17 protein-coding genes and 4 pseudogenes are annotated in these 22,540 nt (G+C 43.2%); 2 read left to right on the forward strand and 19 right to left on the reverse strand.

Going from position 1 to position 22,540, the window contains the following annotated elements; translation table 11 throughout:
* Nucleotides 1-83: 83 nt before the first annotated feature.
* From G9G54_RS03370 to G9G54_RS03385, 4 genes are all read right to left on the reverse strand, one after another.
* Nucleotides 84-1,622: a glycoside hydrolase family 32 protein gene (locus G9G54_RS03370; RefSeq protein WP_238807686.1), complete on the reverse strand. Its 1,539-nt coding sequence runs from the start codon at nt 1,620-1,622 to the stop codon at nt 84-86.
* Between the two features lie 98 nt (nt 1,623-1,720).
* The gene (locus G9G54_RS03375) at nt 1,721-3,340 is read right to left on the reverse strand and encodes an ABC transporter substrate-binding protein (RefSeq protein ID WP_165176069.1); all 1,620 of its coding nucleotides are present in this window, start codon (nt 3,338-3,340) and stop codon (nt 1,721-1,723) included.
* Between the two features lie 18 nt (nt 3,341-3,358).
* Nucleotides 3,359-4,240 carry a carbohydrate ABC transporter permease gene (locus G9G54_RS03380; protein WP_013309484.1) on the reverse strand — a complete coding sequence of 294 codons (882 nt, stop codon included), beginning with the start codon at nt 4,238-4,240 and terminating at the stop codon, nt 3,359-3,361.
* Nucleotides 4,241-4,254: 14 nt separating this feature from the next.
* Nucleotides 4,255-5,139: an ABC transporter permease gene (locus tag G9G54_RS03385; protein WP_230584986.1), complete on the reverse strand. Its 885-nt coding sequence runs from the start codon at nt 5,137-5,139 to the stop codon at nt 4,255-4,257.
* 505 nt (nt 5,140-5,644) lie between these two features.
* Here G9G54_RS03385 and G9G54_RS03390 point away from each other — a divergent pair.
* On the forward strand, nt 5,645-6,679 hold the full coding sequence (locus tag G9G54_RS03390; protein WP_165176071.1) for a LacI family DNA-binding transcriptional regulator: 1,035 nt from the start codon (nt 5,645-5,647) through the stop codon (nt 6,677-6,679).
* Nucleotides 6,680-6,701: 22 nt separating this feature from the next.
* A complete protein-coding gene (locus tag G9G54_RS03395; RefSeq protein ID WP_165176073.1) occupies nt 6,702-7,676 on the forward strand; it encodes a carbohydrate kinase family protein in 975 nt (324 codons plus the stop codon).
* A gap of 434 nt (nt 7,677-8,110) precedes the next feature.
* Here the strand turns inward: G9G54_RS03395 and G9G54_RS03400 are convergent, their stop codons facing one another.
* The 15 genes and pseudogenes from G9G54_RS03400 to G9G54_RS03455 form a co-directional block, all read right to left on the reverse strand.
* Nucleotides 8,111-8,386, reverse strand: coding sequence for a hypothetical protein (locus G9G54_RS03400; RefSeq protein WP_202983867.1), 276 nt, complete (start codon nt 8,384-8,386; stop codon nt 8,111-8,113).
* A 181-nt stretch (nt 8,387-8,567) separates the two neighbouring features.
* Entirely contained in the window at nt 8,568-9,371 is an 804-nt protein-coding gene (locus tag G9G54_RS03405) for a Cof-type HAD-IIB family hydrolase (RefSeq protein WP_165176075.1), read from the reverse strand.
* Nucleotides 9,372-9,398: 27 nt separating this feature from the next.
* Nucleotides 9,399-9,995: a DeoR/GlpR family DNA-binding transcription regulator gene (locus tag G9G54_RS03410; protein WP_235307908.1), complete on the reverse strand. Its 597-nt coding sequence runs from the start codon at nt 9,993-9,995 to the stop codon at nt 9,399-9,401.
* Between the two features lie 9 nt (nt 9,996-10,004).
* Nucleotides 10,005-10,166: pseudogene (locus G9G54_RS26195) on the reverse strand (DeoR family transcriptional regulator); the annotation flags it as partial.
* Nucleotides 10,167-10,338: 172 nt separating this feature from the next.
* Nucleotides 10,339-14,109 carry a GH32 C-terminal domain-containing protein gene (locus tag G9G54_RS25365; protein ID WP_342355955.1) on the reverse strand — a complete coding sequence of 1,257 codons (3,771 nt, stop codon included), beginning with the start codon at nt 14,107-14,109 and terminating at the stop codon, nt 10,339-10,341.
* A gap of 90 nt (nt 14,110-14,199) precedes the next feature.
* A pseudogene (locus tag G9G54_RS26115) lies at nt 14,200-15,246 on the reverse strand (glycoside hydrolase family 32 protein); the annotation flags it as partial.
* Between the two features lie 125 nt (nt 15,247-15,371).
* Nucleotides 15,372-15,494: pseudogene (locus G9G54_RS03420) on the reverse strand (PTS system mannose/fructose/sorbose family transporter subunit IID); the annotation flags it as partial.
* Nucleotides 15,495-15,623: 129 nt separating this feature from the next.
* Nucleotides 15,624-15,779 (reverse strand): annotated as a pseudogene (locus G9G54_RS25375) (PTS mannose/fructose/sorbose transporter subunit IIC); the annotation flags it as partial.
* A gap of 203 nt (nt 15,780-15,982) precedes the next feature.
* Nucleotides 15,983-16,807, reverse strand: coding sequence for a PTS mannose transporter subunit IID (manZ, locus tag G9G54_RS03430; RefSeq protein ID WP_165176079.1), 825 nt, complete (start codon nt 16,805-16,807; stop codon nt 15,983-15,985).
* Nucleotides 16,808-16,835: 28 nt separating this feature from the next.
* Entirely contained in the window at nt 16,836-17,606 is a 771-nt protein-coding gene (locus tag G9G54_RS03435) for a PTS mannose/fructose/sorbose transporter subunit IIC (RefSeq protein WP_023988666.1), read from the reverse strand.
* A 39-nt stretch (nt 17,607-17,645) separates the two neighbouring features.
* Nucleotides 17,646-18,128: a mannose/fructose/sorbose PTS transporter subunit IIB gene (locus G9G54_RS03440; protein ID WP_160790381.1), complete on the reverse strand. Its 483-nt coding sequence runs from the start codon at nt 18,126-18,128 to the stop codon at nt 17,646-17,648.
* A gap of 1 nt (nt 18,129) precedes the next feature.
* Complete coding sequence (locus G9G54_RS03445) at nt 18,130-18,549, reverse strand: PTS sugar transporter subunit IIA (protein WP_013309476.1); 420 nt, start codon at nt 18,547-18,549, stop codon at nt 18,130-18,132.
* Nucleotides 18,550-18,749: 200 nt separating this feature from the next.
* On the reverse strand, nt 18,750-21,530 hold the full coding sequence (locus G9G54_RS03450) for a sigma-54-dependent transcriptional regulator (RefSeq protein WP_069291546.1): 2,781 nt from the start codon (nt 21,528-21,530) through the stop codon (nt 18,750-18,752).
* A 49-nt stretch (nt 21,531-21,579) separates the two neighbouring features.
* Nucleotides 21,580-21,930 (reverse strand): HAD-IIB family hydrolase, encoded by a 351-nt coding sequence (locus G9G54_RS25965; RefSeq protein WP_202983868.1) that lies wholly within the window; start codon nt 21,928-21,930, stop codon nt 21,580-21,582.
* Nucleotides 21,864-22,397 carry an HAD family hydrolase gene (locus G9G54_RS03455; protein WP_202983869.1) on the reverse strand — a complete coding sequence of 178 codons (534 nt, stop codon included), beginning with the start codon at nt 22,395-22,397 and terminating at the stop codon, nt 21,864-21,866. Before G9G54_RS03455 ends, G9G54_RS25965 begins: the two co-directional genes overlap by 67 nt.
* Nucleotides 22,398-22,540: the final 143 nt, after the last annotated feature.

Here is a 22,540-nt window from a genome sequence, read left to right on the forward strand (position 1 = left end):
ATTGAAAAATCAATTTGACACTCGCTACTCAATGAGTTCCTTCGTGAGATAATTAAAATTTGAATGATATCAATAGTTAACGTCTAAACCTTCTCATTTCCCCAAATGCTTACCAGATCATTGATCTGAAGCGACACGACCCTTAGTTCTCCACCAATGGCGTAGAGTTCTAGACCCTTACTTTCGAAGTCCGGGAAAATCATGTCTGAAATGATTGTTTTTCCATGATTTCCGAAGACTTCGACACTTGACCAATCCAGATAAATGCTCAACTGTATCCTCTCATGCTCTGGCTTCATAGTGGCCTTGTGTATTGCTGTGAAATCGGAATGAAAATCAGTGGCGCTCGACTTCGTCCGATCGACGAACAATTCCTCATTCGAAATATTATATCCGATGATCGTCTCTTGATTGGCGGACTTTCGTACTTTAAACCCGAATTCCACGGCAGTACCGATTTCAAATTCTGCAATAATTTCTGCCTTGGCTGCGGAAATATCAGACAACACGTTCATACCTGGCTTAATCGTCAAATCTTGCAGAGACAAAATCGGTTTTCTTAGCTGACTTAATTCATTTATGGGTGTTTGGATTAGGCGAAGTCCTTCCGGGTAAGTCCTTAGCTGTAGCTCCCGGGGAATTGATGTCTTGCCACGCCATTCCTTTGAAGGAAGCGTGGTAGCATAACGCCAATTATTCATCCAGCCGATCCAAATTTTCCGTCCGTCTTCGTTTGAAATGCCATTCCAGGACACGGCCGCGTAAAAGTCTGATCCATAGTCTACCCATTTGATAGTATCGATAGATTCCAACGCTTCATCTGGCGTGAACGACTTACCGTCAAAGCTGCCTACGAAATACATCATGCCAGAACCGCCTGCCGGTGGTTCCGGATCGTCTGGATTCACACCATTTCTATCCCCGACGCTTAGCATCAGAATCCACTTCGTGGTATTAAGATCCTCATCCACTTGGATTCGAAATATATCAGGACATTCAAATATCCCTCGGTGGATATGCGGAATGTCGGAACCGAATTCGCTTGCAAAAGACCATTCTTTCAGGTTTGGAGATGTGTAAAATTCTACACGGTCCCTTACGGCAAGAACCATGATCCACATTGATGATTCATCATGCCAAATCACCTTCGGATCACGAAAGTCTAGCGTGTCCGTTGGAAATAAAACCGGGTTACCTTCATATTTTGTCCAGGTTCGACCCTTATCCTTGCTGTAAGCAATGCTTTGCACCTGCGGCTTTCCAGGCTGAGCCTTGTTGCCCTCATTCGTATAAATGGCAACCAATCCTGATCCTTCCTCGTCGAAAAATCCGCTGGTATTGTTCTTATCCACCACCGCACTCCCCGAGAAGATCGCTCCGTCCTCCCCAGGTGGAATTGCCGGTGGAAGCTCAGTCCAATGCACTAGATCCTTGCTTACCGCATGCCCCCAATGCATGTTGCCAAAATCAGGTTGCGTATCATGGGGGGTATGCTGGTAGAACAGGTGGTACTCTCCTTCAAAGTAAACCATGCCGTTGGGATCGTTCATCCAATTTTTCTCCGGTGAATAATGAAATTGAGGCCTGTACGTTTCACTATAGTTACTTTTTAATTCTTTCATAGTATCCGCTCTCCTTTTAATTGTTGATAAGGTATTTAACATAATAATTTGAGTTTGCTCGTTTGCAAATGAATTTGAGATACTACCATTTAAATGTTTCAGCCTTGATCTTTAAGATATCTGTCATAGCCTTTTTGTTTGATTTCCAGCCATTTATCTAGCCCCAGTCTGGACAGCTCGGCTTTATATTCGGCCCATTCTTCTTCCACTTTACCCGTCTTGATCCATTCCGCCCGCTTGCGGTTAACGTAAGCAAACAAATCGGTTTCCAATGTGGAGATCTGCTTCTGATCCTCCAGCGAGAAGAAGACTTTCGGGAAATTATGGTCAGCCTTCATATAAGGAACGAGTCTTTCCTTCATGAGCTTAAGCCGTCCCACTGCATCATCGGGCTTGGTCGTTACTTTTCCGTAATACTCGTCAAGAATTGCCAATGGACCGCCGATATTCGTTTTTTGCCGCAGCTCGACAGGGGCCGTTCCCTTAAGCGGAAGATGCTTCAGCATATGACTCGCTTCATCGTATTCAAAAATGTTCTGCTGAGTTTTGTCTCCGTAGGTGCCCCAGTTGTCCTGTACGGACTGGATAGGATCATACAGTTGGTCAATCCATTTTGCCGTAAGCTCAAGATTTTTGTTGTCACTGGTAATCACCATTCTCCCCCGGTCAAAGCCGAGATTGTTCGTGCGGGTCACATTGACTTCACCGCTTGGCCCGGCGAGCGGATTCATCAATTCATATTTATCGTTATCTCCTGAGATGTTCGCCTTATCCCATTGAAAGTAGAGACCATATTTTTCATTCTGGCCTTTGGCCAGATACGTATTGTAATCCTGCTCGAATGACTCTTCGTCGATCAGGTTCAGCTTATACAGCTCATTAAGATATTTAATCCCCTCTTTATAACCATCCTGATCGGCAGTGAAGACCACTTTCCCCTCATTGGTCACTACCGTATGATCGCCGTTGTCCCCAAGACCGAATGATCCGAACAGAAAATTCAGGTCCTCATTGCCGTTATTGAGCATAAAGGACAGCGGGATTTCATCCGCTTGGCCATTTCCGTTAGGGTCGCCATTTTTAAATGCGAGCAGAACTTTTTTTAAATCCTCGGTGGTTTTTGGCATTTTAAGTCCCAGCTTTTTCAGCCACTCCACATTGATCCATGGCATGTCGTTTACAGAATGAATGCTCTCCTTCTCAGAACCCAGTTCTTCAATCCAAGGAAAGGCATAAATGTGCCCGTCCTGTGCGGTTATCATGGATCTGTACTCAGGTGCTTCCTTCAATACCTTCTGCAGATTCGGCATATATTTTTGAATCAAATCCTCTAAAGGGATAATAGTTCCATCCTTTCCGAGATTCAACAAATCGTAATCGGAATATCCGGCATCCAGTATGGCATCTGGAAGATCTCCACTGGCAACAGCAAGGTTTCTTTTTTCAATGAAGGAATCGGAGGTGAAGTTGGTAAAATCGATATGCACCCCTGTTTTTTCTTCCAGTCTTTTATAAATCAACTTTTCATTTGGATCGGAAGGTGCCAGCGGCGAGCTTTGAGTCATAAAATGCAAAGTAACTTTCTCTTTAAGCGGCAGAGTAATATTTTCCAGCTTGTAATCTTCGGATGCCGCAGAATTATTGCCTGAACCGCCACATCCGGCAAGCAGTGAAGTAGAAAGTGCCAACACAGACAAGGTTAGTAATGTTTTTTTCATCTCTATTCCCCCGATTTGTTATTTGATCGAACCTACCATGACACCCTTTTCGAAATACTTCTGGAAGAATGGATACATGACAATCAAAGGCAAACTTGATATGACAATGGCAGAGTACTTAATCATTTCAGACAATTTCTTAAGCTCCGCTTGTGCCATCGCATCGGCAATCATGCCGGGCTGAACCTGATTCTGTATCAAAATGGAGCGCAGTACCAGTTGAAGCGGAAACAGCTTCGGATCATCCAGATAAATCATGGCGTCGAAATAAGAATTCCACTGTCCGACAAAAGCGTATAAAGCTAGAACAAAAATAATAGGCTTGGAAAGCGGCAGGACGATTTTAAAGAAAATACTGAGCTCGGAAGCTCCGTCTATACTCGCCGCCTGGAACAGTTCTTTCGGAAGTCCCTGGAAATAAGTCTTTGCCAGAATAATATTGAATACGCTGATCGAGCCTGGCAGAATAATGGCCCAGACCGTATTCAACATGCCTAAATCCTTAATCACCAGATAGGTAGGAATCAGACCGCCACCGAAAAACATCGTTATCAGGAAAAAGATCATAATGGACCGTTTCCCTACCAACTCTTCAATCGCAAGCGGATAAGCCGCGAAGACGGAAAATAATACGGTTGCGAACGCAAAGGCTGCTGAATAAAAAATAGCATTAAAAAAACCGCGGATCATGGCACTGTTGCTTAGGATTTTGGCATATCCCGTGAGTGTCCAGTCTGATGATGTAATGGCAAACCCTTTGGTAATCAGGGTATTTGGAGTTAAAAAGGACGAAAGCACCACATAAACCAGCGGTAACAGAATAGCGAGAACAAACAAACCAAGTAGAATATAATTGATGATGAGCAGAATCCGGTCCTTCCCGGTGTAATGAATATCCATAAATACCTCCTTCTTTAATACAGCCCTTCTCCTTCGTTCAGCTTCTTGACGACGGTATTTACGAAAATCAACAGGAATACATTAATTACGGAATTGAACAACCCGATTGCCGTAGAATAAGCATAATCGCCGGATTGCAACCCCACCTTGTATACGTAAGTCGCGATGATTTCCGAGGTTGGTGTGTTCAGAGCCGTCTGCATCAGGTAAGCCTTTTCATAGCCGATCGACATAATACCTCCTGCAGCGAGAATGAACAGGACGGCCATGACGGGTTTAAGAGCTGGCAGATCAATGTGGAAGATTCTCTTCATCAATGAAGCGCCATCAATTGTTGCAGCGTCATGCAACTGCGGGTCCACATTGGCTAAGGTGGCCACATAAATGATAGAGGACCAGCCCGCTGTTTGCCATATACCGGACAAAATATATACCGTTCGGAAATAGGCAGGATCAGTCATAAAAGCAATCGGCTTGCCGGTGAAGGTTGTTACCAAAGCGTTCACTATTCCAGCTGGCGATAGAAAAACAAACAGCATACCGGCAACAACAACAACCGAGATGAAGTTAGGTGCGTATACAATAAGCTGAATATTCTTCTTGAACTTCGCTCCTCTGACCAGATTTAACATTAAGGCCAGAATGATTGGTACTGGGAAGCCGAGAATAAGACCGTAAGCGCTTAATTTAAGCGTATTCATTAAAATGTCATAAAAATTTGGTGATGAAAGAAACCGCTGAAAATGTTCAAATCCAACCCATTCGCTGCCGAGGATGCCTTTTCTTGGGCTGAAATTTTTAAACGCAATGATCGAGCCGTACATGGGAACATACTTGAAAATGACGGTAAGAATTATGGACGGAAGCAGAAACAAATACAATATATAATTTCGAAGCATATAGCTTAACCAATGGTTTCTTTTTTTTGTTTCTGAAGCCTTTAGTCCCCTTTTTTGAACGATCGAATTTGCCAATATTTTCCCTCCTACTGTTCACGGCTTGTTATACGACACAAAATATAAGCCATGTTATGTCATCTCTCTGACATAATTAACCAAGATGTTTTTCAAATACTTGCTTGTAATATCCACACCTCCAACAGAACGAGAATTTTACACATTCCCAAAATGAATGGGCTTACAATTTACATTTGAACATTTTCACTCTTACAATTTAGCAGATGTACATTTAATTAGTCAATATATTTCGGGTGAAAAATTCATTCAAAAAGCGTATTTCAAGATAATTATAATGTTTTTAGCAAAAATCTATCAAAAATACACAATATAAATAAACAAACGTAAACTTATATTGTTCATTTGAATAAATAGATTGTTAAAAACATGAAAATACTATATATTTAGAAATATGAAGAATCTTAATTCGGAGAATAAGGTGAACAATATGACGAGAAAGTCAAAGGTTACGATACAAGATATCGCTGATGCCTTGGGGATTTCCAGAAACACTGCCTCCAAGGCGCTTAATGGAGTGGAGAGTATTCCCGCCGTTACTAGGGACAAGGTGGTCAAAAAAGCAATGGAGCTTAAATACAAACAATTTTCTTATATGGAAACAGCTTCTGAAAAACAAGGCAATATCGCACTTTTGACCTGTAATCTTCCTAATAGCTCACACTTTGGATCATTGTTGATTAGCGGACTGGAGAAGGAAATCAGCAAACAGGGCTATACTTTATCTATTTATTTTGTCCGTGAGAATGATATCAATTCGATGACCCTACCCGGCAATTTTGAACCTTCGAATGTGGCTGGCATCTTCTGCATCGAAATGTTCAGCAAGGAATACAGCAAGCTGATCACAGATCTTGGCATCCCAACCATTTTTATTGATTGCGCTGCGGATATGATGTATCCAGAATTGAAGGCGGATCTAGTATTAATGGAAAATGAACACAGCACATACTGTGTTACCCGGAAATTAATCGATTATGGCTATGAAAGCTTCGGTTTTGTAGGCGATTACAATCACTGCAAAAGTTTTAATGAACGCTGGACCGGATTTAATAAGGCCTTAGCAGAAGCAGGAATCGCCGTAGATCCTGCCCATAGCATTGTAGCGCCTGACCGCAACTTCGTTCTAGAGGAGAACTGGATGGAACAGCAGTTGGATGCCCTGAGGGAATGTCCCTCCGTCTTTATTTGTGCCAATGATTTCATTGCCATCAGCGTGATCAAATCTTTGAAAAACAAAGGGATTAGAGTCCCGGAAGATATTGCTGTCTGCGGGTTCGATGATGCTTTGGAATCCCGGGTTGTCGAGCCTCATCTTACAACCGTGCATATTTACAGTAGTCAGATGGGGATTATTTCAGCCGAAATGTTATTGTCCAGAATCAAAGACAATACCATGCCATACCGAGTGACTCATGTTGCAACGGATATCGTATACCGGGACTCGACCCCTGTTCTAAACTAAATCTACCAAGAGGTGAATCAAAGTGAAAAATGACAGAACGGTTCTTTGTGTGGGCGAGTTGCTCATTGATTTTTTCTGCACGGATATTGATGTTAATCTTGCCAAGGGTCAGCATTTCTCCAAGCAGGCCGGCGGCGCTCCGGCAAATGTAAGCGCAGCCGTAGCCAAGCTCGGAGGAAAAGCGTCATTCTTGGGGAAAGTCGGGGCTGATCCCTTTGGCATGTACCTGAAGCAAACGTTGGATGAGCAGCATGTGGATACGTCCATGCTCCTTTTTGATCCGTCAACGCCGACTACACTGGCCTTTGTTTCCCTTGCCGCTAACGGCGAACGGGATTTCGTGTTCAACCGGGGAGCTGACCGTCAACTGTCTCTGCAGGACATTGATAGAGAATGGACCCGACAGGCTGCCATTCTGCATTTTGGCTCGGCAACGGCCTTGCTCGCCGATCCTTTCCGAGAAGCGTATTTGTCTTTATTGGATGGAGCGAAGGCAAACGGGCAATTCACCTCCTTTGATCCCAATTACCGGGGGGACCTCTGGAAAGACAGGCAGGAGGAATTTATCACACTATCCAGAAGAGGAATACACAATGCGGATTTGGTAAAGGTAAGCGAAGAGGAATTAAACATCATTACAGGGCTGGCTGACCGCGATGCTTCATTGGATCTTTTGCATGGGTTGGGAGCCAAGACGGTGGCGGTTACCTTGGGGAAAGAAGGAACCCTCATCTCAAGTGGTGCCTCCCGTTCATTAATCGGCAGTATCACTGTCAAATCGATCGACTCTACTGGTGCCGGCGATGCCTTCGTCGGAGCAATGCTGTATCAAATCAGCCAGCTGAGTCAGCCTAAGGCATTTACCTCCAACGCGAAGCAGCAGCAGGAATTTGTGACACTTGCCAATCAAGTTGGCGCCATCGTGTGCACTAAAGTTGGAGCGATTGCAGCCTTGCCGTCGTTGGAAGAAGTTAATCGTTTCGTAGCGCAAGGTTGAATCAAGGAATAAAGCGTAAGAACAGCAAAAGGTGTCCGACAATCTCTAAGGTCGCTGGACACCTTTTTAGTTATTCTTTGGAAGGAGAAGTGAGGAAACTAAATCATATCGAGGGAGTTTAATCAAAAGAAAACGAGTACTTATCCTACGTAGTCGTTTTCTTTTATATAAGGCAGGCCAGGATTTTTTTCGATTGCCAAAAACTTTTCATCTTTAATTAACTCAGATATTCTCATAAACCATTATAATTCATATTGCAGACTTAGCATTTATCCTGATCGGATTGCAAAGCTATTGCTAATGCAATAAATGATCCTGATGATACATCTATGACTAAAATGATAATTCGATCAACTATTCAGGCATTGTAAACAATGACAGTGGACAGAACGAGAAAGCGCTTGCCTAATTAACCTAATTAAAACAAAACATTGTTAAGTTACTGCCATCATATTATAGAGTTTTAGTATCCTGATATCATCCTTCGATACTTTTAGTTGTTGGATGAGGCGTGCATCCTCTTTTAGCACTTCTTTGGAAAATAGCATTTTAGCTGTGATAGGCATCATAGGTCTAGAAGAAAATCCATTAAACAAGCCCCATTTTGTATCTGAAGTTAAATAAGACGCTAGGATCTGAACGCTAGCTTTTTCTATAACTGATTCTACAGCAGAATAATAAGTATGAAAAAGGTTTTCATCCTCACTCATACCTAATAAGTTTCCTAATAGACATATATATGCTTGATTTTGGGGCATCAAATCCAAGAAACAATACTCTGTTGTCAGGTTGCCTCCTGCTATTCGAAATAAGTAACTAGTTAACCCCTCTCTTCTATTTCCAATGCCTACCGTCTTTTGGTGTTTGGATATCCAATGTCACTGGATCATTTCAAACGGACAAAATGTATTCCTCCAAGCCTATTTTCAAACCGTCTTCATCATTGCTCGATGTGACCCTGTCGGCAATTTTCTTAACTTCCTCCGGCGCATTTCCCATTGCAATCCCAAGGCCTGCGTACAAAATCATATCCATGTCATTATAGTTGTCTCCAATGGCCATCGATTCACGATAAGTAATATTAAATATCCCCTCGAGCTCCTGAATGGCATACGATTTGGACACCATCTCATCCATAATTTCCAGATAAGTTCCCTTGGATTTATAAACACTGATACCAGTAACTTCTTTATTGATTTGTTGTACAAGCCGCTCAATGTCTTCGGGATCTCCCATGCATAAAATTTTGTGAATATCATGATCTTCTTCTATATATGAGGGGAGTAACCTCTGTATGGGGGAGCCATTAATAATTTCCGCTTCCTGAATTACCCAAGGATTTTGAATGTTGCCAACGATCCACTGGTCATGTCCATACAAGTTAAAACTGATAGAAGGATAATGATCCATTACAATATCGTATATTCGTTTAATGCTCTTTTTCGATAAACAGATGCTATGAAGGATTTCCCTGTTGCCGCCCAATATTAGAGCACCGCTATAACAAATGACGGGAGCGTGAATATTGAGCTCTTGCTGAAGAGGAAAAATGCCGCTTGGCATTCTCGCTGAAACAAGTACAAAAGGGATATTTCTTCCCACAACTTTTTGGATTGTATTTTTGGTGTCGGACGTAATTTGATGTTTTGAATTTAACAACGTCCCGTCAATATCGCTAAAGATTGCTTGTATCATGGCCGATGGCTCCCTTGCGATTATTTATCACGATTCTTCCTCAAGCGCCTTGATAATTTCTACTCCGCTATCCTGCAACATCAGCAATGAGTGCTCCGGTGCATCCTGATTTGTAATTAGAATATCAATTTCGGAAAAATTCAGGCCTTTAAACGGGCTTGTTAAATTAAATTTTTTGTAATCAGCAAGTAAAAATACTTCTCTGGCACGTCCCGATACCAGCTTTTTAACTAAAGCATCATCACGGTTTGCAAAATACACTCCGTCTTCCATGATGGCGGCAGCTCCTAAAAAAGCTTTGTCAAAAAAAACATCGTTCAACTGCATAGCCGTGTAGTGGTCATAAAAAAAACGGTTTTCATGATTAAATTTGCCCCCGAGCAAGTTTATGTTAATTTCACTTTTTGCTGATAAAGCTTCTGCATTATCCAACGAGTGTGTATAAACCGTGAGATTCTTGTCCAATTGCCCACAGAGCAGTTGAATGGTAGTCGATACATCCATGAAACAAACATCTCCGTCAGCGATGTGCGCGGAAGCTGCTTTTGCAATGAGCATCTTTTGCTTTGTTGCTGAAGTTACACGTTCCTTGTAGGCTCTTATTTCTTCTTTTAATAAGGGCAAGGCAATACCTCCATGGGTTCTGATAACCCCCCCTTCGTGAACAAGCTTAATAATATCCCTTCTTGCCGTATCTCTCGAGATGTTCAATAAATTACAAATTTCCGAATTTGATAATTGGTTACGGCTTTGGAGATACTCCAAAATTTTTAAAAGTCGTTCCTCTTGGTAAATATAAAGCCCCCCCTATCCCTATATTCACTATAAGCGATTAGACGCTTTTTGTTAAGTGTTTTTAAGTATTTTTATAAAGATAAGCAAATTGCTTATATTGTGTATTTCACATAGCAAGTCCCCGGTCCGCATGCATATTGCATTAAGAGTCCGGGGACTTTATTCATTTTGCCTATTTATTGATAAATTCAATCTTTTGAAGCAAACGTTTTATCATAACTGCCGCCTCGGCGCGGGTAGTTGTTGCATGTGGCTCATAGTGTCCAGTGTCCATACCTTGTGCGATGCCCTGAGCTGTAACAGCAGCTACTGCATTTTGCGCCCAAACCGCGATAGACGAGCGGTCGGCATATCCATCTAGCGATTGCCCGTTTTTGCTGTTGACTGAGACATACCCGGTATATTGTAATGCTTGATGGACAAGTAGAGCCATCTCCTGGCGGCTAATTCCCGATTCAGGACGAAAAGCACCGTCTTCATAACCTTTGACCAGCCCAGCTGAATAGGCTGCGCTGAGATATCCGCTGTACCATGAACCCTTGACTACATCCCTAAAGGCTGGAGTCGCCCGTTCTTTAAGCCCAAGTGCATGAACAAGCATAGCGGCAAATTCGGCGCGGGTAACAGGCCTGGATGGCTCAAATATTCCTTTTATCGAACCGACAACAATTCCTTTTGCGGCAAGCAGCTCTATGTCGGCTTTGCCCCAGTACCCAGCTGGTAAATCACCGAAGGTTGGGCTGCTGTTGACAACGGTATATACACCATTGGAATTATGCTTTATTTCAACGGAGGCTCCATCATCCCCAGCCCGAAAAATGCTCGGTACAAAGATAAGTTTCCTTCTGGCTTCGTCGTAGCAAACTGCGGTGGAACGATTTGGGTCCATCGCTGATGAAAGCGGAAGTGTCCGGCTCACATAGGTATCACCGAAATCAAGAGCGGTTGTTGTACTGCCTGTTACTGCTTCAGCCTTGAAGTCTATAGGAGTCGTTTCCACGGTTGCGCCCGCTTTTACAGCCGCTTCTTGAATAGCCGCATTTTGCTGCATTGTTGCCTTGGATAACGTAATTCGCAGCCCTGGCACGCTATTGGAAGGTGAGGTATTTCTATTCACCCTGCTGGCTGGAAGGGTGTACGTCCCCAGTTCTGTAATTAACTGAAGATCCAGAGTTCGATGCTCGCTCCAAAGCTTATTGGCCATGCTGGTCAGCTCAACGATAACCACGTCAGCCCCAGCAGCTTTCACATGCAAAGTTAGTGCAGAACCTTTTCTTACCGGCAAAGCTTTAAGCAAAGTAAGATCATCCACGACCACTGCGGCTTCTTTCCTGCCATCAGCCTTTTGTGTAATACCCGGAGCATACTCCAGTATTCCTGAAGTGGCGGAAGCCGGAATAGATGCCTTGACTGGCAGCTTTACCGCCTGACTGTCGCTACCCTTGTTGTTCTGAGAATTGCCACCGGAATGGCCGGAATTGGAACTTGATATTATTCGAACACTATTAAAGAATGCTGTTGTATCCCTTACATTTAACCCAAAGTATCCTCGTGTGTAACTTTGGTCTTTGGTATCAATCACCAGTTGTCCGTCCAAATAAGCCTTTATGGTATCCCCGACAGCTACAATTTTGAGGTGATAATCCTGATTTGTCCGTAGTTTCAGCTTCGCGTCATTATTGTAGATGGCAAGATCACTACTGGTCCCTTTAACAAATTTCATCAACTTAACTACATTATTCCTTACATCCAGATTAATTGCATACGCATTTTTTGCCGTAGGGTCTGAACGAAAGACCAAGGCACCTGCGCCGATGGGGTTTTCTATGTTATCTTTTTCAGGATCATCGGGATGCGAATCTGTATCCGGCACTTTAATGTCCGCTTCATATATAAAGTTCTCACCGAAATTACTTGCCAGAATAAACGCATCCCCTACGCCCTGCCCCTGTTTTCCATTGATAGTATCCGCCCATTTGCCGCTGATCGTCGTCCAATCTGACAGTACGGAGACACTAGATGGGGGCGCTTTCCAGACACTTTTTAACGGAAATATTTTCAAAGACTTTAATTCCACATCCCCGCCCTTACTGTAGATTTGCATTCCTTTACTCGAAGGATGAGGGAATATTTGGTCAGTTATCACTGTTTCTCCATTATTCCCGAACACCTCCAGCGCCGACCGGTCAACAAAAATATGCATTTTCACCGTACCGTTTAAAGCCTTCAGCGGGCCCTCATGTTTATTTGTGATATCAGGTCCGAAATCATAATTCCCGGAATTCGTACGGTCAACGAACAGCTTTTCATTGTAGACATCATACCCGACCGTTGTATATTCCTCAGTTCCTTTACGAACCTTAAAACCAAACTCAGTTGCTTCGGTGTTGGAAAGATCAAACTCTGCAATCATTTCAAATGTATCGTCAGAAAAGTTGGATAGGAGGTCGCTTTCTCCCTTAATCTTTTCATTTATATATGAAATTCCCTTTGTTTCAGCACGAATGCCGGCCAGAGAAATTGGTGTTTGTTTTAACCGTAATCCTTCCTCTGTCTGGGTCAGTTCCATCATTCGCGGCAGTGACATGGAACTTCTCCATGTTGAAGTAGGTGTATCTTGAGCATAAGTCCAGTTACTCATCCAGCCAAGCCAGTATTTCTCGCCCTTCTCCCCTTCAATTCCGCTCCACTCCACAGCGGCATAATAATCAGCTCCATAATCGGACCATAATATTTGGTCGGAAGAATTCTCATTGGTGAAGGTTTTCCCATCAAAGCTTCCTACAAAATATTGCATTCCGGATCCGCCTGCAGGTCCTCCCGGATTTATACTTACCTGCAGAACCCATTTCTTTTTTGAAGGGTCGCCATCAATAGGCAATTCAATTAATGCAGGACATTCCCATACGCCACCTATACTTCCGTTTGTAGAAGGTATCCACGAACCTGAGACGGCAGACCAATCCGTTATGAGGCCACTTTGTGGCAAATTGCCTTTTTCCGGATCTTGTGCAACCTGGTCAACGTCTTCCGGAATTGGTTTGTCATTATAAACATTGATATCATCCAGGTTGATATGCCCCCAACGTCCCGTTGCATTGTCTACAGCTTTGATATATAGCACTTCACCAATATAATTGGAAGCATCCCATACGTATCTGCTATACGTTTCCTTTTCGGATTTCGTATTTGTTTGACGAAGCAATTCCTGATCGTCAGAAGCTCTGACTAATGATAAATAACGGTTGCTGACGTCTTTGCCTCCGCCCATCATCAGGTTAATCTCTCCGGAGCCACCCAGTTTGAAATAGGATGAATGCAGTTCTCCAGTAGCATCATCCCCCTTGTGACTATCGGAAAACCCCCATAGATGATACTTGCCTTGCTGGTCGAAAGTTCCACCCCACCAATCCTTTCGATCTGTTACATGGTCATTAGTAAATGCTTCCCCTTGTACACTGGTCCACCCAGTCAGATCCCCTGTTTCAAAATCATGGTTAAGTATTTCATTCTCCTCTGTGATGATATTTTTGCCCAACTGAACATTCTGGAAGAGCACAGAGGAATTCGCCAAATGCAAGCCGAAAACGCCGGAGGAAAAGGTAGAATCATTTACATCCTGAGTAAGTTTACCATCTAAATATACTTTTATATTCTCTCCATAGGTCCTCACCTCTAAAGGGTAATCCGTATACGTAGCGAGAGATACAGTGGCCTCGGCTAGGACTGATTGCTTCCCGTCCTCAAGCTTCATCAATTTTATTTTATCGTTGTGAGCGTCGAGGCTCGCCATATATCCATTTCTCACCTCGGCATCTGCCCGAAAAACAAGTGAGCCGATTTCATCTCCACCATCCGATAATTCAATGTTCGCCTGATATCGAAAGTTTTCCCCGGCTTGCCCGCTCATTACATATGAATTCACCACGGAAGTCCCGGTCATTCCTTTCACGGTGTCTTCCCAGGAACCGCTTACAGTAGTCCATTTTGACAAATTGGTCACAAAGTTTGATGTATTATTGAATTTCACATTTCGAAAAGAGGCTGTTGAATTCCATGCGGTTAACCCATAGTAGCCGTATACAAATTCATCATCCGTTTGTTCGATAACCGATTGGTTGTTTACAAAAACCTGAATGTGATGTCTATCCGTTACAATTTGTAAATGATAGGTAGATGAAGTATCCAAGCGCAAAGAACTGACCCCAAGTTCAATGCTTTCTCCATTCCTATTTTTGGTTAAAGTTACGCGATCATTTTTGGCATCTAGATTGACTACATAGCCGTTGGCCGCACGCTTATCAGAACGAAAAACCAGTCCTCCTGATCCTTCCCGGCCATTTTTTGCATTAAGGGTAATGTCGCCCTCATAGTTGAATGATCCACCTTCTTGTGAGGAAATCGCGTAAGAAGTGGAATCCAGACTATTGGCCTGTATTCCACCATCTGGACCAAATTCACTGGCATAAGTCCAATTTTTTAAATTGGGAGAAGTATAGAACATCACCTTATTGTTAGCAACTAACGACATCACCCACTGATTGGATTGTTCATGCCAAAATACTTTGGGATCGCGCCAATCGGCGGCGGGAGGTTCAGGCATTACCGGATTCCCTTCATACTTTTTCCATGTTCTCCCTTTATCCAAGCTGTAAGCAATGCTTTGAACCTGCCCCTTATCACCTGCATGGGTAAAGATGGCTACCATTGCTTCCTTTCCAAAGCCGGCTGTATTTCCCCAGTCGATTACAGTGCTTCCGGAAAAAATCTGTCCGTGGATATCAGGAGAAAGTGCAACAGGTAGATGTTCCCAATGAACAAGGTCTCTACTCACTGCATGCCCCCAATGCATCGGTCCCCATGTCGTTCCATATGGATAATTTTGGTAAAATAAATGATATTCACCCTTGTAATAAACCATTCCATTGGGATCGTTCAACCAGTTGGCCTCGGGAGAAAAATGAAATTGATTGCGGTACGTTTCCTGATAATATCCTGGATCTGATGCAAACGCTTTCGTGAATGAAGTTAAAGATAATAATAAGATGATACTAAGTGCTAAAGAACAAATCCGATTCATATTTTTAATCCTCATCTTGTTCACTCCCTTTATAACTAATTTTATAAATCAGTTCAAAACGCCTTATAATGAAAGCCTATCCCCGGTGATGGATAACTCCTTGACCAAATAGTTTTAAGAATTATTCAAGCCAAGACACCGAGAGCGTATCCAATAATACCAATTGCGAATAGCGCAAAAATGAGAGCCATGGCGTTCACTTTCTTTTTAAGCAGTCTCATGCAAAGAAAGGTCAGTAAGAACGGTAGTAACCTTACTGTACAGCCGCTTAATCGTCGGAATTAAGGAACCAAGAACGTACAAATATTTTGTTTAAGTCGTTTTTGGTCATCTTCTTTTCTTCCATATGTACTCTCCTTCTTTCATAAAATATTTTCTTATAGCTCTTCAATTTCCGCCGTTTTATCGTTCCGCAGATTGTATTTCGAACTGAGCTGGATGTATAGCAGAGCCAGCACAGTTCCTACGATCCCAAAACCAACTAGATTGATGTTCGTGAAAGCGGCAATGACAAATCCCAGGAAGAAGAAGGGATGTTATAGCCCACTGCAAATAAGCAGCATACTTAACTTCCTCTTCACCATCTTTCAAATCCTCTTTTAATATTTTGAACTCCAAGTAATGTTCTTGACAAAGCGTTTATATTTAACTCTATAGCTCAATATCTTATATTTACGCTGCTTTGGTCACAAAATCCGACAAAGTCCGGCCAAGGATGACTCCCTGACCGCACGTTTTAAGCCAAAACACCAAATGCGTACCCAATGATGCCTACTGCGAATAAAGCAAAAATCAGAGCGATTGCGTTCACTTTCTTTTTCAGTAGCCTCATACATAAAAAGGTCAATAATAGTGGTAAAAGTCCAGGCATCAATTGATCCAAAATCATCTGAACGGTCGTAATAACCTCTTTTCCATCCGTTCCCACATAACTTGATACCACCAGCGGCACATTCAGGGTGGTCCATTTGGAAACAAGTGCACCCATAACGAAAAGCCCCAGTATGGAGGCTGACTCCGTGAGTTTTTGCAACCGGTTTCCCGACATATCGGAGACAATCTCCGTACCTTTGTGATAACCGTATTTCAGACCGTACCATTTCGTTGCCAAGCGTGCAGTGTTAAAGAGAAGGAAGAAAAGAACCGGTCCGACAAGACTGCCGGATAAGGCGATTGAGGCTCCGAGAGCAGCCAGAACCGGGCGTAAAGTCCCCCAGTAAATGGGGTCACCCACTCCCGCCAGAGGTCCCATTAAACCGACTTTGACTCCACTTATGGTGGCATTGTCAATCGGCTGGCCGCTCGCTTTCTGCTCTTCCATCGCAGCCGTTACACCCATAATAGGCGCCGAGATAAACGGTTGAGTGTTGAAAAATTCCAGATGTCTTTTCAATGCCTCTTTTTGATCTTCTTTCTTGCTGTACAGCCGCTTAATCGCAGGGATCAAGGTGACACAGAAACCGATCGACTGCATTCGCTCAAAATTGAACGAGCCTAACAGGAAGCATGAACGGACAAACATCTTATTTAAATCACTTTTAGTCAGCTTCTTTTCTTTCATAGTGCTCTCCTCTCCCTTCAGGTAGTTACTATAACTCTTCGATTTCTTCCATCTTCTCATTACGCTGGTTGTATTTTGGGCTCAGCTGGATGTAAAGCAGAGCCAGAACCGCGCCAATGACCCCAAAACCAACCAGATTAATGCTGGTAAAAGCTGCAATGACAAAGCCCAGAAAGAAGAATGGCATCAGGTATTTGGCTGCCATCATATTAATGACCATCGCATACCCTACGACGACGATAAAGCCGCCCGCAATTTGTAGTCCTCTGGTGATAACCTCCGGAATTGCGTTAAGCATAGCAGTCACCAGGCCCGTTTCTGCGGCAACTGCCACCAAAACAGCGGGCAAAGCAACGCGCAGACCTTGCAAAAGTAAGGCAATAAAGTGACATAGCTCAATTCCTTTGAAATTTGCAGATTCCGCATACTTATCGGCTAAATGCTGGAAGAAGACAGTAATTGTCCTGACAAAAATGGTAAGCACTTGTCCGGCGGCTGCAATTGGAATCGCAACGGCAATTCCGGCGCCGATCGATTGATGGCCGACGATGACCAAAATGGTTGAAACCACGCTGGCTAGAGCAGCGTCTGGTGCCATGGATGCTCCTACATTCATCCATCCCAAAGCCATTAATTCCAGAGTACCGCCAAGTATAATGCCAGTTTTGAGATCGCCGAGGACAAGGCCAATCAACGTACACGCAATCAGAGGACGATGGGTTTGCCCTTCATCCAGAACGCTACCCATGCCACATATGGCCGCTACCAGTGTTACCATCACAATTTGAAAAACAGTCATTTCTATAACTCCTCTCTAGTTGCCGCCTGGTATTTACGATCACATATCCTGCAGTTTGGTAATCAAGTTGATTTTCGGATCACTGGCTACTTTTCTGATTTCCAGCTCAATGCCTTTTTCATGCAGCTTACGAAATGCATCTACATCCTGTTGGTTTACGGATACCGCCCCGGTAATCTGTGTCTTTCCTTCCTTAAAACACATTCCTCCAACATTCACCGAGCGGATGGGTACTCCCCCTTCCACAACCCGCAGTACATCCGTAGGGTTGGTAAAGAGAAACAATGTTTTAAAATCACTGTATTTGGGGTTATTATAAGCCTCTATCGCTTTGTTAATCGTTACGACATACGCCTTGATTCCAGGCGGCGACACCTGAAGCAATAAGGTTTTGCGTAATGTATCCGCTGCGACTTCATCGCTAACGGCGATAATCTTGTTGCACTTCGCTTCTTTCACCCAAACGGTCGCCACCTGACCGTGAATCAGACGGTCATCAATACGAACTAATGCAATTTCCATTCTATAATTCCTCCTCTAATTGACTGTTTCGAATGGCACGAAAAGACATCATGGAATCGTGCCCTGCATGGATCGCTAAATTTACCAAATTCTCCACTTGTTCAATTCCTCTGTTTGCAAGAAGGTCAACGATCATTGGCAGGTTTACTCCTGTCACAATATCCATTTTTTCATGGTTAACTGCAATTCGGCTGGCAGCATTATAAGGACTGCCGCCGAATAGATCAACAAGGAAGATAACACCGTCCGTCCAATCCAGCGATGCCAACGCAGCCTTATATTTCTCTACAAGTCCGCTGACACTTTCACCTGGTTCAAACGTAACACCTGCCACATTATCCAATTGGCCGAAAACCATTTCTGTTGACCTCAGTATTTCTTCAGAAAATTTCCCGTGTGTCCCAACAATTACACCGATCATCTGTCTCACCCCCTTTGTTTCTCTCCACATATCTATGATGCAAGTTCTGTGCCAAACTTCTGTATAGATCAGAGAAAATTTTGTAAACAACAAAAAAACCCCCGTTGCGTCGGAGGTTTTTTTCCAGTCTGAACAGATCATTATTTATCAATCTCCACTGCTTTCATACACATATGAAAGCGTTTTATACTCTTTGGCCATTACTGTGGAATAAAGTTATATACTTCGCTCAACATTTCGCAAATATAATATTTTTCGTCTTCAGAAAGTATAAGATTCATACCAGAAACAAATATGCTGCATGAACGGTTTACCACCTCGAATATGTGCTGGTCGAGCTGTTTCACTTCCCCCTGATAAACAAGTCCATCGCGAATAACCATACGTTCCAGCGCATAAGCTGTGTGAGTAGAAATTTGGACTTTTGTTGCATAATCAAATTTGACTTCTAATCCAAGTTCCAGCTCTTGCACAAATCTCATCACCATTCCCAGAATTTTGTGGGGATTCAAATACGTCATAAATTCTTTCAGACTTTCCTCGCATAACTCCCTGACGACTACACTTTGATCCACAGCAGGGATCTGCTTGTTATTCAGCAGTAGCTCTCTCAATGTCTGCTCACCGCTCGCTTCAATCAGCTTTTCCAAGGGAATAAACGGGATTTCCGGCTCGCTTGGCCGTTTTACTCCAATCACGGCAAGAATTGTTCGCTTAGACCGCATATCTTGGACCACTTTATCCAACTCTCTTACGTTTGCCGGGACAACCAGTATCTCCTCATCCGTCAAATCGCAGACAACTTTCTCTACAAACTCTTTCAATTTAACCGCTGCACCTTTGCCGGAGGAGCAAACCGTCACAATTGCCTTATGGACTACTTTCACTGCGGCGCTGCTATTGTTATATCCCCTGAAATCTTTTAGCGATTGGTATATTTCCTCTATCCCCATGTCAAAAACACTGGCCTTTCGGACAGCCTCCAGCGTGAGCGGAGTTGAAACCATATCAATAGTCTTTACATTGATTCCAACACGTTCCATAATAGTTTCTTCAAGATTGAGCAAAGAGCCCATATCAACCAGCAGCAACACGCCTCTACCACGGTCAATGCTCTTTACTTTATCGATAATAAGCTCCAAAATTTCCCTAGGACTGACATCGAGGGGCATATCAACAGCACAAAGATTAGAACTGCCCAGCAAGCTGTCTACGACGCCGACGATGCTGCTCGCTGTACTGGTACCGTGTGCTGCCACAATAATTCCCACACTACCCTGTCGTTCTTCCTCAACAGATTTCAGAAGAATCGCCATATAAGTTATTTCGGCCTCCGGTACATGTACACCAAACTTAGACTCGATCAAACTTTTGATAGTCTGGGCCAGTCTGTACTCTTCATCATGTTCATTCATCGGTTCATAGATTCGTGCATCACCGTATTTTCTCTCTCTGGTGCGCTTGAAAAAGGCGCTTAAATGAAGACTGAAAGCATACACGAATCTCTCGCTGTAAATTCGGTTTAGTTCCTTTTTGGCCATTTCCTTAATCTGCTCGGAGAATTCAAGGATGTCTTTGTCCACAATTTTCAGAATTCGTTCCCTGCTCCCCTTGGTGTTATAAAAACGGTTATAAAAGCTTTTAATATGGATATTGACATCCGTAGCAATAAATCTGTGGATGTAGGCGTCGTCGAGCCCTTCTTCCTTCAGCATGCCAATCTTGTCTTCAATTAATTTGTAAAGGTTAAACGGCAGCTCGGAAACAACCTCTTCATCCAAAGCTTTTCTTCCTTCTGGAGTAATGTATAGGCACGAGGAAATACATCCGATTTCCTTCATCTTATATTGCGTTTTATCAATATTAAACAAACCATCTCGGATATTTCCCGGCAGGTTTTTAAAATCAAGTCCTATTTCTTCTTTGTTTTCATGTATGCTGTTTAAAAAACCTTTAGCGCATACCAGCTGGATGTTCGACTTTAACTGGCCGATATTGCCGTAGGTGACGCTGCCGATCAGTGCTCTTACTACCTCTGGTTCAATCCTAATCGGCTTGTTTACCCTATTGGCCTCGTTAGCAAACAAATACTTCAAAATCAGCATTTGCTCCTCAATAGCACGTTCCTGAAGGGAAGGGATATTGATCGTGATGGGTATGCGCCTAATGAAGGTTTTCAGCATGGATGATCCGGGATCTTCCGTCGTAGCTCCAATCAATAACACACTCGCATCTCTTTTTCGATCCGTTTCGCCCAATTTGTTATAGGTGTGAGTATCCATGAAATAGAAAATCATTTCCTGGCCTTCCGGGGGTAAACGGTGAATCTCATCCAAAAACAGGATGCCTCCGTCAGCTTTCTCCACCAGCCCTGCTTTTTCATGATCAGCGCCTGTAAACGCCCCTTTAACGTGACCAAAGATGTGGGAAAGTAACAAGTGGGGGTTATTGAAATAATCAGCGCAGTTAAAAACGATAAATGGCGCATGCTCTGAAAACCGCTTCATATATTTTCCATAATGGTACATCAACCTGGCAAACATAGTTTTTCCAACACCCGTCTGCCCGACTATCAGGGTATGCAGACCTCTAGGAGGATACAGAATCGCTGCCTTCCCCTGCTCAACCTGGTTACGCATGCTGCCCCTGAAACCGATCAAAGCATGGAACGGATCGACCTGTTCGTCAGGCAGCAATACCTCTTTGATGCTTTTGACCTCAATTTGTTTCTCTTTCAGCCGAACCCGAAAGGTGTCCTCGATAATCTGCTTGTGCAGAAATCTGACCGGTCTTCCTTTGATTTTAAGGATTAGATCGTCACGTAGCAGATTATTCAACTCTTTGCTCACATTGTTTCTCAACATCTTTTGATCATCAGCAATTTCCGCAGCCGTAATCCCTTCCCCCGCAAATAAAGCCTCTTTGGAAATTTTCTTGGTGCTTTCGGCAATATACTCTAAAATCTTATCTATTCTTTTCACCTGTATTCCTCCAGCCTGAATCAGTCATTGGAAATCTATTCCAACCCGCTTATTTAGGGAACAGAATATGGTTTTTCAGCGCATGAGCTACTCCATCCTCGTCATTCGAGAGAGTAACGGTGTTGGCAGCAGCTTTGACCTCAAGGGGAGCATTTTCCATGGCAATGCCAAGTCCCGCAAAGGCCAGCATGTCGATATCATTGTAGTTGTCACCCATAGCCAGACAATCGCTTTGTTTCAGTTGGTACTCTTTTAGCAGAATTTGAATGGCTGCCGTTTTGGAAGCCTTTTTTGACATGATTTCCAGATAAGTAGGCTTGGATAAGTAGAGATTTACTTCTTCGCCGTATACGGGTCGCAATACTTGAAGGACGCGTCTGATCTCTTCGGGATCACCCATGCACAAAATTTTACTGGTTCCATCAGTCTCTTCCCTCCAACCACTGGTAAGCTTAGAAAAACTATAAATGCGAGGCTCGATATTGGTGATGTCACGTCTTGAAGCGCCCATGCATCCAATTGCTCAATATACCACTCATCCTTATACAGGCTTACGTGAAGATCATAGGCAGCCAGGCTGTCAAGCAAACACTGTGTCATTTTCTTATCTATATAACGGGTGTTCAGCTTGTTCCCGTGTTTATCTATAACAAGTGCCCCACTGTAGCATATGAGAGGCTCAGAAATACCAAGATGATTCTGCAATGGAATAATTGCTTTTGGCATTCGCGCAGAGACAAGAACCACTGGAATCTGCTTATCATTTATAACCTGGAGAATGGTTTCTTTGGTTGCTTCCGTGATTTGATGCGCCGAGTTAAGCAGCGTCCCGTCAATATCAATGCAGACAATTTTATAAGTTTCCATAAATGATTCCTCCAGCTCCAGTGTATTTTGTTATTCAATGAATGAGTATACAAGAAAGATAGTGTATATAACCAAAAATACAACACACATAATAACTGTTACTTATTACGACAAGCTTTGGCTTGTTTATGAATCGTTTCTAT

This window comes from Paenibacillus sp. EKM212P, from assembly GCF_011066115.1.
Classification (GTDB): domain Bacteria; phylum Bacillota; class Bacilli; order Paenibacillales; family Paenibacillaceae; genus Paenibacillus; species Paenibacillus polymyxa_B.

Coding starts and splice junctions, on each gene's coding strand:
- G9G54_RS03400 (WP_202983867.1), bottom strand. CDS start 8,386: ATGAGTGAGGATGAAAACCTTTTTCATACTTATTATTCTGCTGTAGAA.
- G9G54_RS25365 (WP_342355955.1), bottom strand. CDS start 14,109: ATGACCGGGACTTCCGTGGTGAATTCATATGTAATGAGCGGGCAAGCC.
- G9G54_RS03440 (WP_160790381.1), bottom strand. CDS start 18,128: ATGGAAATTGCATTAGTTCGTATTGATGACCGTCTGATTCACGGTCAG.
- G9G54_RS03435 (WP_023988666.1), bottom strand. CDS start 17,606: ATGACTGTTTTTCAAATTGTGATGGTAACACTGGTAGCGGCCATATGT.
- G9G54_RS03445 (WP_013309476.1), bottom strand. CDS start 18,549: ATGATCGGTGTAATTGTTGGGACACACGGGAAATTTTCTGAAGAAATA.
- G9G54_RS03455 (WP_202983869.1), bottom strand. CDS start 22,397: ATGGAAACTTATAAAATTGTCTGCATTGATATTGACGGGACGCTGCTT.
- G9G54_RS03380 (WP_013309484.1), bottom strand. CDS start 4,240: ATGGATATTCATTACACCGGGAAGGACCGGATTCTGCTCATCATCAAT.
- manZ (WP_165176079.1), bottom strand. CDS start 16,807: ATGAAAGAAAAGAAGCTGACTAAAAGTGATTTAAATAAGATGTTTGTC.
- G9G54_RS25965 (WP_202983868.1), bottom strand. CDS start 21,930: ATGGGTGATCCCGAAGAGATCAGACGCGTCCTTCAAGTATTGCGACCC.
- G9G54_RS03405 (WP_165176075.1), bottom strand. CDS start 9,371: ATGATACAAGCAATCTTTAGCGATATTGACGGGACGTTGTTAAATTCA.
- G9G54_RS03385 (WP_230584986.1), bottom strand. CDS start 5,139: ATGCTTCGAAATTATATATTGTATTTGTTTCTGCTTCCGTCCATAATT.
- G9G54_RS03390 (WP_165176071.1), top strand. CDS start 5,645: ATGACGAGAAAGTCAAAGGTTACGATACAAGATATCGCTGATGCCTTG.
- G9G54_RS03375 (WP_165176069.1), bottom strand. CDS start 3,340: ATGAAAAAAACATTACTAACCTTGTCTGTGTTGGCACTTTCTACTTCA.
- G9G54_RS03370 (WP_238807686.1), bottom strand. CDS start 1,622: ATGAAAGAATTAAAAAGTAACTATAGTGAAACGTACAGGCCTCAATTT.